This window comes from Pedobacter sp. AC190 (assembly GCF_979258025.1).
This window is the reverse complement of sequence record NZ_OZ409824.1, coordinates 2,213,529-2,226,181: the sequence shown is the minus strand read 5'-3', so window position 1 is coordinate 2,226,181 and position 12,653 is coordinate 2,213,529. Positions and strand designations below refer to the sequence as shown.

Here is a 12,653-nt window from a genome sequence, read left to right as displayed (position 1 = left end):
ACCTATATTAATGAGCAATAAAGAAGAATATACAAGCGGTTATTCAAAGATAGATCGTTACAACGAAGATAAAATTGAGGCTGTAGCTACCCATTATAAAGATATTTTAAGTCAGTTAGGTGAAGACCCAGAACGTGAAGGATTAATAAAAACACCCGAACGCGTTGCGAAAGCTTTGCAATATTTAACACATGGCTACGATTTAAAACCTGATGAGATTTTAAAATCGGCAATGTTCGAAGAAGACTATAGCCAAATGGTTGTAGTTAAAGATATCGAAGTATATTCTATGTGCGAACACCACATGCTTCCATTTTTTGGTAAAGTGCATATTGCATATATCCCTAACGGTCATATCGTTGGCTTAAGTAAAATCCCTCGTGTGGTTGATGCATTTGCTCGTAGACTGCAAGTTCAGGAGCGTTTAACCAATGAAATTAGAGATTGCATCCAGAATACTTTAAGTCCGATGGGCGTTGCTGTAGTAATGGAATGCAGGCACTTATGCATGGCGATGCGTGGTGTGCAAAAACAAAATTCGGTTACTACAACCTCGGCTTTTACGGGTACATTTTTAAGTAACGATAAAACAAGATCAGAATTTTTAAGATTAATAACCGCAAGTTTGGATTAATCTGCAAAGCCTAAAAGGCATTTTGAAACTGTAATTAATAATATTAACTAAACATTTAATTTCTCCTTAAGGAGATTTAAAGAATATGAAAGCATATATTTTTCCTGGACAGGGAGCACAATTTGTAGGCATGGGTAAAGATCTTTACGAGAACCCACAAGCAGCAGAATTATTTGAAAAAGCAAACGAGATTATTGGTTTCCGTATAAGTGATATTATGTTCGCTGGAACTGATGAAGAGTTAAAACAAACTAATGTAACACAACCAGCAATTTTTTTGCATTCGGTTATTTTAGCCAAAGTTTTAGGCGATAATTTTAAACCTGATATGGTTGCTGGCCACTCTTTGGGCGAGTTCTCGGCATTGGTTTCGGCAAATGCATTAAGCTTTGAAGATGGATTACGACTTGTGATTGCCCGTGCAAATGCAATGCAAAAATCTTGCGAAGCACAACCTTCTACAATGGCAGCAATTTTAGGCTTGGCTGATGATGTGGTAGAAAAAATCTGCGCAGAAATTGACGCAGTTGTTGTGCCTGCAAATTACAATTGCCCTGGTCAGTTGGTTATTTCTGGTAGTATAGAAGGGATTGATTTAGCATGTGCCAAACTAACAGAAGCAGGTGCAAAAAGAGCTTTAAAGCTAAATGTTGGTGGTGCATTCCACTCTCCGTTAATGGAGCCAGCTAAAATAGAATTACAAGCTGCAATCGAATCGACTAATATTTCGGCGCCAATTTGTCCTGTATATCAAAATGTTGATGCAAAACCATATACAGATCCAGCCCAGATAAAAGAAAACTTAATCAAACAATTAACAGGTGCTGTACGTTGGACACAAACCGTTGAGAATATGTTGGCAGGTGGTGCTACAGAATTTATAGAAGTTGGACCAGGAAATGTTTTGCAGGGTTTAGTTAAAAAAGTAAGTCGCGAGGTTACAACTGGTAGCGCAAATGTTGCTTAAATATCCTAAAAAATAATTAGTTTCAACGCCATAAACAAAGCTGTTTATGGCGTTGTTTTTTATCAATATTTAATATCTTTATCAAAATCGATGAAATTGAGCTTTGGTGTAAAAATAAGATTTCTATTGCTTGTTTTGGGTTGCTGTCTCATTGCAACCTCCCTCTCATTAAGTCGGTTTACAACAAAAGATGAACTTTTAGAACGTGATGCTAAGAAAGTTCAGGAAAATCTTCTAGTAAAGGAAGAAATTGTAAATGATTTTCTTTCAGATAAAGTGCAGATTGCACAGGCAAAACATTTTGGAGAGAACGCTCAAAAAAGCTTAGATTTTCTTGAGTTTTATCGAAAAAATGGTATTAATCTTCAAACTTTTCAAAATAATGTTTTAAAGTTCTGGAGTACAATCAAGATTTCTGATATCAATCCATCATCGATTAAAGAAGGCAGCTCTGTGTTGTTTTTTTCTAACGGATGGTATGAGGTTGTTAAAAAAACTGATGGCGATTTCACGCTGATATTTTTAATTTCTATTCAATCTCAATATGCTGTTCCTGAAAATAAATATTTCAAGAATGACATGGATGGGCTTTTATCCGATTCAAAAATTATAACCCTATCATCTTATAATGATAAAGATGTATACTCAATTAGAAGTCGCGATAATACTTTTCTTTTTGGATTAAAGGTTAAACCAGGTTATGCCGATGATTATTATTCGCAGACGCAGTTGTGGCTTTTTGTTGCTGGCATTCTTTGCATCTGTATGTTCTTTAATTCGCTATGTTCTTTAATTGCCCGTAAAGGATATTTAGTTTTTGGAAGCCTGTTGTTTCTTGCTTTTTTTCTTATCGGTAGATTAACAGATGTTAAGTATGGGTGGTTCAATCATCATTTCCCTTTAGAATTATTCGACCCTAAAATTTATGCAAATAGCGATTTAATACCCTCTTTGGGCGATTTATTAATGAACGTTGTTGCTGGAACCTGGTGGCTATTATTTGTTTACAACCATAAGGAGCAATATAAGTTTGGTAAGTGGGTAAGTGAAAGCAAATGGTTAGGCATTTTAATTCATGCTCTTTTACTTGCACATGTAGGTATTATAGCATTCTTTGTTGATGATCTGTTTTTTGGGTTGATAAACAATTCTAAAATCAATTTCGATATCATCAATATTTTAAAACTTAGTGGTAATAGCTGGGTAAGTATAGTGATTTTGTGTTTGGTATGGTTTCAGATTTATATCATTACCATAGTTTCGATCCAGGTTAGTAAACAATTAAATGTAACCAATAGGGAGCGACTAATTCTATTTTTAATTGGCTTTGCTGGTGTTTTTGTCTATCGGCTTGTAAATGATTTTACTGCTTTCTTTATTGTTTACGCGTTGGCTCTATTTATCATTGCCAGGCTATCTTACTTAAACGAGAAACACTTTTCTGTTGGCTTATTGGCGATTCTGTTTTTCTGTCTTGCTTTCAATACTTCCATTAAATATATCAAGTATAAAGATATTAAAGAGCGTAGCGAACGGGAGTTGTTAGCAAGAAAAGTACAGTCATCAGAAGATCCAAATGCAATTATTGCCTTGGGTAAATTAGAACGACAACTGCTCGAAGATGAATTTTTAGTAAAATACTTTACCAAGGGAACAGCAAATTTTGCTACATTAAAGAACCACATTCGTGGCTATTTGGATGGTTATTTAAACCGCTACGATTATAATATCTATGATTACAATAAATTCGAAACGGCATTAAATAATTTGGGTGCTGCGCCTATTGAAAAGTATAAAAAGTTAGTTGAATCGGGCTCAATTAAAATCGAAGCTTCTAACTTTTTTTATCAAATTAATAACACTTTTGGCTACCAGGATTATTTTGGTATAGTACCCGTTTTAAAAGATAATAACCTGTTAGGAACCTTGATTATAGAGCTTCGATCTAAGCCTTATAACTATAATAACCGTTTGCCCGATCTTTTGGCTGAGCAAAAATATGGTAAGGATGAAGAGTTTAAAGGATATTCAATTGCCCTATACAATAACAACAAATTACTTAACCAGTCTGGTGCTTACACGTATCCTTTAAACGGGAGCATTTTTAAAGGTAAGTTAGATGATTTTGTAACCACAAGCGATGATGTGTTGCGCTACAGCCACCTTGTTTTTAAACCTACGCCCAATAAAATGGTTGTAATAAGTAAAGAAAAGGTTGGGTATGTAGAACGTTTAGCAGCACTTTCCTTCTTTTTTTTAGTGTTTATTATATTCTGTATTATTCTTTATGGTTTAGTTTGGCTCATTAAAAATCTCGATGATGATCGGGTGGGATGGTTTAGTATTAACCGTTCATTAATGATTAATGCGAACAAAATCCTTTACAAAACCCGTATTCAGGTTTCGATTGTATTAACAGTTGTCGCTACCTTATTAGTAGTCGGCTGGACAACTTATTTGTACATGAACAACGAATACAGAGGCCAACAGGATGTTTTAATTAAAGATAAGATTAGAAAGGTACAGCAGAACTTTGAGAAGCAAATTTTTAATAATGGAAAAATAAGTGCTGATGAAAATTCCATAGCCGATTTTAATAATTTTGCTGATGTTAATAATGCCGATTTAACCCTGTATGATACTAAAGGCAATGTAATAATGACCACCTATCCTAAACTTTATAATTTTAAAATTATAGGGCGAAAAATGGGTGCAAAAGCTTATTTGAATCTAAATGGACTTCAACGTTCGGAATTTATAAATCAGGAAGAAAAGATTGGTAACCTGACTTATGCTGCGGCTTATGCGCCTATTAGAAATGCACAGAATAGAACCATAGCTTATATAGGTTTGCCTAATTATTCTAACGAGGATGAGTATAAAGATAAAATCGCTCTTTTTGTAAGTAACCTAATCAACCTTTATGCGTTGGTTTTTGTTGCAATTGGTGTGCTTGCAGTGTTCCTGGCTAATCAAATTACCAATCCTTTAACTTTTTTACAAGAAAGCTTCAGTCGTACAAAAATCGGACAAAGAAATGAACCAATAGTTTGGCGTAGGCACGATGAGATTGGTTCTCTGATCAAAGAATACAACAGCATGATTGCAGCACTCGAGGATAGTGCCACTAAACTCGCTCAATCGGAACGTGAGAATGCCTGGAGAGAAATGGCTAAACAAGTAGCCCACGAAATTAAAAATCCATTAACACCGCTTAAATTAGGCGTTCAGTTATTAGAGAAATCGTGGAAAGAGAAAGACCCAAATTTTGAGCTGAAATTTAATAAGTTTAGCAAGTCTTTTATCGAGCAGATTGATAGCCTATCTAAAATTGCTTCCGAGTTTTCTAACTTTGCTAAAATGCCCGATACCAAGCTAGAGCAAACACCAGTTCTGGCTATTATTGAGCAAGCAAGAGAGGTTTTTAAAAGCGCTGAAAATGTAGATATAACTGTTACTAACAAATCTGAGATTAACATTTATATTGAAGCCGATCGTGATCAGTTGTTGCGTACTTTTAACAACTTGTTTAAAAATGCTATAGAAGCAAATGACGGAGACGGGCAGTGCATTATAAATATCTTGGTTTATAACGATAACCGAAATGCCTACATAGAAATTGCCGATAACGGTAAAGGTATTCCTGCGATTTTACACGATAAAATATTTGTTCCAAATTTTACAACCAAAACTTCGGGCACAGGTTTAGGTTTAGCTTTTGTTAAACAAGCAATTGAAAATGCTGGCGGCAATATCAGTTTCTTATCGGTAATAGGAAAAGGAACAACTTTCTATTTGAATTTCCCTTTAGTTTAAATGGACGAAGTTTATCTTAACTCCAGTTGGGCTTTGCCCATTGTTGTGCCGTCTGTGTAGAGAATAACCGTGTAAATGCCTTTAATATAAGGTTTAGGGTTAGCCCAATCAATTGTGAAGGTACTATTGTCGTTATTGTAATTTATAAAAACAGAGTGGGTAAATTGCATTTCCTGTCCGTCGGCTTCGAAACGATTGTTTTCATTTGCCAAAAGATTTCCAGCAGGATCGAAAACTCTCAAAAATACATTATGATGCCCTTTTTCTGCAAGTTCGTTTGGAGTAACGTTGAAACGAATGCTTAATTTTTCTGCTGTAGATGATTTGGTTACCTCAATCTTCTTGCCACTAGATTTTGTTCTAAAGGCAATAATTTCAGCATTTTGAACTTTTAATGCTGCGGCAACTTTTACTTTTGCATTTAAGTTAGAGTTTTCGGCAGCTAAATTGTTTGCCTTATCGTTGGCATTTTTAACTGAATTTTCAAGGCTATCTCTCGCTGTTTTTAAAAAAATATTTTCTTTTTGGAGCTGGATAATTTGATCGTTATAGTTTTTAATAAAAACCTTTAACTCATTTATTTGTGTTTGTGCTTTGTCTAGCTCATCCTGGGTAATTTGTCCTTTTTCGAGTGCGAGCTTTAATTCTGCTATTTTTTCTCTCGCTAGTTTCTGCTCGTCAAGCAGCTTGTCATTTAAATCAAGGTTAAGTGCGTTAACCTTATCTAGTTCTACTTCAATTTTTTCTACCTCTAGCCTAAGTTTATCTTTTTCGGTGCTTACCGTTACCAGCCTTTCGCCTTGTTGCTTATCTTTGAAAAATAAATATCCGTTTGTACCAATTAATGCTGCGATAACAATGATAAGGAAGTAAATTTTATTTCTATCGCCTTTATTAACGTTTTGTGATTCCATTTTTAATAATGCTCTTTCGTTTCAGTTTAATATACTTATGTCTTCACAGGTAAATGGTAACAATCAGGTATGAGTAAATGCGGCGCAAATTAAAATTTTTAATAAACATATATGAGTTTTTAAAAAAAATCGTTTAATTGCTAATGTTCAAATTGTATTATAATTTAAACAGATTAACATTTCTAATAAAATAACTAACAGAAATAATGCTTAAAAACTTTCTATACGCACTTTTATCTTTAACAATACTACCCTATATATTAAATGCTCAATCATTAACAAAAATTGCACCAAAAAGAGAGTTTAGAGGTGTCTGGATAGCTACTTTATCGAATATAGACTGGCCTTCGAGAGCTGGTTTAACCGGTGATCAGCAAAAACAGGAACTAATTGGGATTCTAGAGCGTCACAAAAGTCAAGGAATTAACGCAATATTGTTACAAGTAAGGCCAGCCGCCGATGCTTTTTATGCTAAATCTCGCGAACCATGGAGCCAGTGGTTGATGGGTAAACAAGGCATTGCTCCTGCTGATGGTTACGATCCGCTAGCATTCGCGATAAAAGAGGCACATTTTAGAGGAATGGAATTGCACGCCTGGTTTAATCCCTATCGGGCAAGTATGAATAGTGTAACACCTCTAAGCGCCGATCACATTACTAAAAAACACCCAGAATGGTTTTTTACCTACGGTGGGAAAAAACAATTCGATCCTGGTATTCCAGAGGTTAGAGAATACATTACTCAGGTTATTTTGGACGTAGTAAAAAATTATGATGTAGATGGAATACATTTTGACGATTATTTTTATCCGTACCCAATTGCAGGACAAAAAATAAACGATGGTGATACCTTTTATAAAAATCCGAATAACATCTCGAATATAAAAGATTGGCGACGTAATAACGTGGATCTTTTAATTAAAATGGTTGATGATAGTATCCATCATTATAAGAAATATGTTAAGTTCGGAATAAGTCCATTTGGTATTTGGCGTAATAAATATGAAGATGCAGAAGGTTCGGCCAGTAGCGGGCTATCTAATTATGCCGAGCTTTATGCCGATAGCCGAAAATGGGTAAGAGAGGGTTGGGTAGATTATATCAATCCACAGATTTATTTCACATTTACCAGAAAAGTTGCACCGTTTGGCGTATTGTTAGATTGGTGGGGTAATAACGCATACGGAAGACATGTTTACATCGGTCATGGTGCTTATTTAGTCAATTCGAAAGCAGAAATGGCATGGAGAAATCTTTCTGAAATTCCGAATCAAATCAGAACATTAAGGGATAATAATCGGGTTCAGGGAAGTGTATTTTTCTCATCCAAATCGTTAAGTACAGTCGCCAGATCAGTTGCAGATTCGCTAAAAACAGATTTATATAAATACCCAGCTTTGCCACCACAAATGCCCTGGCTGGATGAAACACCCCCAAATGAACCGCAAGCTTTAACTGCCGATGCCAAGAAAGATGGGGTGCATTTGAAATGGCTGATGCCTTTGAAAGCTAAAGACGGAGAAACTGCTTCAGGCTTTGTTATTTACCGATTTGCAGAAGGAGAAAAGATATCCGTATTAGATCCTAAAAACATCCTAAAAATTAGCTTTGAAGATTTTCTTTCTTTTATCGATACATCAGTTGAAAGTGGAAGACGATACAGTTATTTAGTTACCGCATTAGATCGCTTGAAAAATGAAAGCGAACCTAGTGGCCCTGTTGGTGTAGAAATTCCTTTAGCAAAGGAGTAATTACACCTTAATAATGATGTTCTTTTTGTACATAAAGTAAAGTAAAATATAGAAACCAAGTACATAGGTTATTGCCCAAACTAACGATGCGTTTATTGGCGAAAAAAACGGTGTATAACAGGTTTCGTAAAAGCGAACCAATATGCCCGTTTTATTTCCATCAGGTTTTGTTACCTGAATTAAATTGAGCAGTCTTGGCATTAATCCCGCAAGGAAAAAAACGGTTATCGCATTTACACCATAAACAACAAATGGTGTAGTGAATTTTTTATAACCTTGAACATCAATAATCCAATAGCAGAGCGCTAATGCAACTGAAGCCAGGCCACCAGCATATAAAACGTAAGAACTTGTCCATAGAGATTTATTGATCGGAAACTGTAAATCCCAAAGTAAACCTAAAACGATTGTAGCAATGCCAGCGCTAAATAACCAGGCCACTTTTGTGGCGTTATCTACGTCTTTTCTTCGCATCCATATCCCAACTAAAATGCCAAAAAGGCAAGTTCCAACTGCAGGTAAAGTGCTTAAAACACCTTCTGGATCCCAGGTTTTTGATGATGCCCAGGTATGTGCTTCAGTTAATACGCCTCTATCAATCCAGGCGGCAAGGTTGGTTTCTTTTTCCATATTCGGATAACCAACTCCAGGCACAGGAACCAATGTCATTAATATCCAGTAAATAAAAAGGATTAGAATGAGGGTTTTAAATATTGTTTTTTGACTTGCCTTTAAAAAGATAATACTACTGATTATAAAAACGATTCCAATTCTTTGCAAAACCCCTAATAACCTTACAGTTTGTAAGGCATGAGCAGGATCGTTAATCAGCTTTCCAAAAATAGCAAGGAAAAACCCCAAAAAGTATAATATTAAACCCCGTTTTATGGCCTTAATAATTGTCTTTTTATGTGTTGATGGATCTGCTTTACTGCTACTCATTGCAAATGCAATCGATACACCTACTATCCAAAGAAAGAAAGGAAAAACTAAGTCGGTTGGGGTGCAGCCATTCCATTCTGCGTGCTCTAAAGGTGCATAAATATGGCCCCAGCTACCAGGATTGTTAACTAAAATCATGGCGGCTACTGTTAGACCCCTTAAAAAATCTAAAGAGAGTAATCGTTGTTTAGGCTGGGTCATTATCAGGATGGGTTAGTTTGAGGAACTAATTTAGAATATTGTTTTTATAATGAGAAATAATTCGATGTGGTAGAAGGAAACAAAAAATCCTGCCTTGAATTAACAAAGCAGGATTTCCTTATTTATATACTGTAGCTTTTAATCCTCAAATTTCCAGCGAACAAAGGCTTCCATTGCTTCATATTCTGCTAAACCAAGTTCATCGTAAGCCATAGCTGTTTCACGATTTCTGTCTTCAGCCCTTTGCCAGAATTCTCTAGCATCATCACCAGGGAAAACAGCTCTATCTTTTTGACTTTGGTGTTTGAAAATAGCATATTTCTTACGCTCCAGCTCTTGCGGACTAATTGGCACCGCCATTTCGATTTCATGTGTGTCAAACTCTTGCCATGCACCACGGTACATCCATAACCAGCAATCTTGCGCCCAACTTTCAGTTTTACGCAAACGATTAAGCGCCGCCAATATAATGTTGAAACATACAATATGAGTGCCGTGTGGATCTTCAAAATCGCCAGCTGCAAAAACCTGATGAGGTTTTACTTTTTGCAATAACTCAACTGTTAAGTCGATATCAGCATTCGTAACAGGGTTTTTTTGATTCTTTCCGCTTTCGTAAAAAGGAAGCGCCTGGAAGTGAATATGGTCATCTTCTAAACCACAATAACGAGCACCAGCAATTGCTTCACCTTTTCTAATCAATCCTTTCACCGTTTGAATCTCTGGCGTATCTACCTGGTTTGGTTTTTTCTGCTCCATAAAAGTTCTCATCTTTTGATAAAGATCTTTTAGGTGTGAATTATCCATGCCCATTTTTTCTGTAAAATCTACATTAAATTCTACAAATCGTAAAGCATCATCATCCCAAACAGCAGTATTACCAGATGTTTGATAAGCAACGTGAACATCGTGCTTCTGATCTACCAAGCGGATAAAGGTACCCCCCATTGAAATTACATCATCATCAGGATGTGGAGAGAAAATAATTACCCGTTTTTTAGCAGGCTCTGCCCTTTCAGGACGTTGAGAATCATCGGCATTTGGTTTGCCACCTGGCCAACCTGTTATGGTGTGTTGTAATTTGTTAAAAATGTGGATATTGATATTGTAAACGGGTCCTTTTTCGGTTGCCAGCTGTGCCATACCATTATTATTGTAATCGTCTTCAGTTAATTTTAAAACTGGTTTTTTTAGTGTGTTTGCTAACCAGATTACCGCTTTACGAATAAAATCTTCGGTCCAGATGCAATCCTTAACCAGCCAAGATGTATTAAAGCGGGTTAATCCTGATGCGGCAGGTGCATCGAGAATAAACTCAACATTATCTGATAATTGAAGGTAAGTTGCAGGAACATCCCCAGAGATTTCGCCCTCAACTGCCTTTTTGATAATCGAAGCCTTTTTACGGCTCCAGGCCATTAAGATAATTTCTCTTGCTTTGAAGATCGTGCCAATACCCATGGTAATAGCTTTTGTTGGTACAAAAGTTTTTCCACCAAAATCGCGGGCTGCATCTCGTCTTGTTAAATCATCAAGTGTAACTAAACGTGTTCCAGAATTTGGAGCAGAACCTGGTTCGTTAAAACCAATGTGACCAGTACGACCAATACCTAAAATTTGAATGTCCAGGCCGCCTAAATCTCCAATCTTCTTTTCGTAATCTAAGCAGAATGCAGGAATGTCTTCCAATGCCAACGTTCCATCTGGAATGTGTACATTGTTCTTGTCGATATCGATATGATCGAACAGGTTTTCGTTCATAAAGGTAACATAACTCTGCGCCGCATTTGGCTGCATTGGATAGTACTCATCCAGGTTGAAAGTAATTACGTTTTTAAAACTTAAACCCTCTTCTTTGTGCAGTCTAACCAGTTCGGCGTAAACTGCAATTGGGGTAACACCTGTTGCTAAGCCCAGTACGGCAGGTGTGTTGTTTGCTTGTTTTGTCTTGATAAGAGCCGCAATGCGTTGCGCAACATTAACAGAAGCAATTTTTGGATTTTCAAACACGCTCACAGGGAGTTTCTCGAAGCGCGTTTCCTCCAGTAGATTTAATCTTGCCATTTTTTTTGTATGGATTATGATGTACGGAGCAGTAAATATAACTAGTTATGCCCGATTTTAACAAAGGTTATTTACTTTTATTGCAACTATTTATCAAAAATTAGGTTAAAGCCCAAAACAAACGTTTGATTGTTTTGATTAAAAATCACTCACTTATGAACCCTCAGATAGAAAAACTATATACTAAAGCAAATAAAGCAAAACGCTTAATTATTGGTTTAATGAGCGGCACCTCTATGGATGGTTTAGATATTGCACTTTGCAGTGTAACAGGAAGTGGGATAAAAACAAATATTGAGGTTTTAGAATTTAAAACAGGTGATTTTTCTGATGACTTTAGAGCAAAAATAAAAGCAGTATTTTCCAAAAGACAAGTCGATTTACAATTAGTTTGCTTAATGAATGAACACATTGCCCATGTTCATGCAGCATTGATAAATGAAGCATTGAACGAATGGGGTTATAAAAATGAAGATGTTGATTTTATTGCCAGCCACGGACAGACTATCTTTCATGCACCAAAATCTTTGCACAAAATGGATGAATATCCAAACGGAACCTTGCAAATTGGCGATGGTGATCATATTGCAGTTAAAACAGGAATTATCACACTTTCTGATTTCAGGCAAAAGCATTTGGCGGCAGGTGGTGAAGGCGCACCATTAGCTGTTTATGGCGATTTTTTAATGTTTTCTAAACAAGATGAAGATCGTGTAATGTTAAATATTGGGGGCATTGCTAATTTTACTTACTTGCCAGGTTCTTTAAATGCCAATGAAATTTTTTCTACTGATGTTGGCCCAGGCAATACCTTAATGGACCAGTATATGCAACAACACTATAATCAGTTTTACGATAAAAACGCCACAACTGCTCTAGCTGGCGAACTAAACAGGGAGCTGTTATCTACATTGCTCGATTGTGATTTTTTTGAAGTTGGCTTTCCTAAAACCACTGGTCCTGAATTATTTAATCTTGATTATCTGGTAAACGCCCAAAAAAAATCATCAACAGAAAACATAGAAAAAGAAAATGTGATGGCAACTTTGTGTCATTTCTCGGCAGAAACAATTTCAAATGCAATTAAAAAATGCTTTGGAAATGATGCATCTGCCTACATATTTATGAGTGGAGGTGGGATGCATAATCCCTTGCTTGTTCGTTTATTAAAATCAAAATTGCCGAATTGTATTTTTTCAACAACCAGCGATTTAAATATACATCCAGATGCTAAGGAAGCTGTTCTTTTTGCTGTGCTTGCAAATGAAACGCTTTGCGGAGGCCAAATAAACTTTGGTGAGAGACAAGGGGTACCGTCTATTTGCATGGGTAAGATTAGCCTTCCTGAATAAAATATTTTGTTT

The 12,653-nt window shown here is 36.1% G+C and carries 8 protein-coding genes; 5 read left to right on the top strand and 3 right to left on the bottom strand.

Going from position 1 to position 12,653, the window contains the following annotated elements:
• Nucleotides 1-10: 10 nt before the first annotated feature.
• The 3 genes from folE (at nucleotide 11) to ACZZZI_RS09785 (ending at nucleotide 5,417) form a co-directional block, all read left to right on the top strand.
• Nucleotides 11-634, top strand: coding sequence for a GTP cyclohydrolase I FolE (gene folE, locus ACZZZI_RS09795; protein ID WP_316754681.1), 624 nt, complete (start codon nucleotides 11-13; stop codon nucleotides 632-634).
• A gap of 85 nt (nucleotides 635-719) precedes the next feature.
• Nucleotides 720-1,601: an ACP S-malonyltransferase gene (fabD, locus tag ACZZZI_RS09790; RefSeq protein WP_463489322.1), complete on the top strand. Its 882-nt coding sequence runs from the start codon at nucleotides 720-722 to the stop codon at nucleotides 1,599-1,601.
• Between the two features lie 90 nt (nucleotides 1,602-1,691).
• Nucleotides 1,692-5,417 carry a sensor histidine kinase gene (locus ACZZZI_RS09785; RefSeq protein WP_463489321.1) on the top strand — a complete coding sequence of 1,242 codons (3,726 nt, stop codon included), beginning with the start codon at nucleotides 1,692-1,694 and terminating at the stop codon, nucleotides 5,415-5,417.
• Between the two features lie 11 nt (nucleotides 5,418-5,428).
• Here the strand turns inward: ACZZZI_RS09785 and ACZZZI_RS09780 are convergent, their stop codons facing one another.
• Entirely contained in the window at nucleotides 5,429-6,331 is a 903-nt protein-coding gene (locus tag ACZZZI_RS09780) for an oligosaccharide--protein glycosyltransferase subunit 2 (protein ID WP_316754674.1), read from the bottom strand.
• A 206-nt stretch (nucleotides 6,332-6,537) separates the two neighbouring features.
• Between ACZZZI_RS09780 and ACZZZI_RS09775 the strand changes: the two genes are divergently transcribed.
• Entirely contained in the window at nucleotides 6,538-8,082 is a 1,545-nt protein-coding gene (locus tag ACZZZI_RS09775) for a glycoside hydrolase family 10 protein (protein ID WP_463489320.1), read from the top strand.
• Here the strand turns inward: ACZZZI_RS09775 and ACZZZI_RS09770 are convergent, their stop codons facing one another.
• Both ACZZZI_RS09770 and nagB read right to left on the bottom strand, forming a co-directional pair.
• The gene (locus ACZZZI_RS09770; RefSeq protein ID WP_463489319.1) at nucleotides 8,083-9,162 is read right to left on the bottom strand and encodes an acyltransferase family protein; all 1,080 of its coding nucleotides are present in this window, start codon (nucleotides 9,160-9,162) and stop codon (nucleotides 8,083-8,085) included. It abuts the gene before it with no gap.
• Nucleotides 9,163-9,363: 201 nt separating this feature from the next.
• On the bottom strand, nucleotides 9,364-11,289 hold the full coding sequence (gene nagB / locus ACZZZI_RS09765; protein WP_463489318.1) for a glucosamine-6-phosphate deaminase: 1,926 nt from the start codon (nucleotides 11,287-11,289) through the stop codon (nucleotides 9,364-9,366).
• 155 nt (nucleotides 11,290-11,444) lie between these two features.
• Between nagB and ACZZZI_RS09760 the strand changes: the two genes are divergently transcribed.
• A complete protein-coding gene (locus ACZZZI_RS09760) occupies nucleotides 11,445-12,641 on the top strand; it encodes an anhydro-N-acetylmuramic acid kinase (RefSeq protein WP_463489317.1) in 1,197 nt (398 codons plus the stop codon).
• Nucleotides 12,642-12,653 lie beyond the last annotated feature (12 nt).

Excerpts from the sequence above, each read along its gene's own strand:
- ACZZZI_RS09775 (WP_463489320.1), top strand. The coding sequence starts at position 6,538 with ATGCTTAAAAACTTTCTATACGCACTTTTATCTTTAACAATACTACCC.
- nagB (WP_463489318.1), bottom strand. The coding sequence starts at position 11,289 with ATGGCAAGATTAAATCTACTGGAGGAAACGCGCTTCGAGAAACTCCCT.
- fabD (WP_463489322.1), top strand. The coding sequence starts at position 720 with ATGAAAGCATATATTTTTCCTGGACAGGGAGCACAATTTGTAGGCATG.
- ACZZZI_RS09785 (WP_463489321.1), top strand. The coding sequence starts at position 1,692 with ATGAAATTGAGCTTTGGTGTAAAAATAAGATTTCTATTGCTTGTTTTG.
- ACZZZI_RS09770 (WP_463489319.1), bottom strand. The coding sequence starts at position 9,162 with ATGATTTTAGTTAACAATCCTGGTAGCTGGGGCCATATTTATGCACCT.
- ACZZZI_RS09780 (WP_316754674.1), bottom strand. The coding sequence starts at position 6,331 with ATGGAATCACAAAACGTTAATAAAGGCGATAGAAATAAAATTTACTTC.
- folE (WP_316754681.1), top strand. The coding sequence starts at position 11 with ATGAGCAATAAAGAAGAATATACAAGCGGTTATTCAAAGATAGATCGT.
- ACZZZI_RS09760 (WP_463489317.1), top strand. The coding sequence starts at position 11,445 with ATGAACCCTCAGATAGAAAAACTATATACTAAAGCAAATAAAGCAAAA.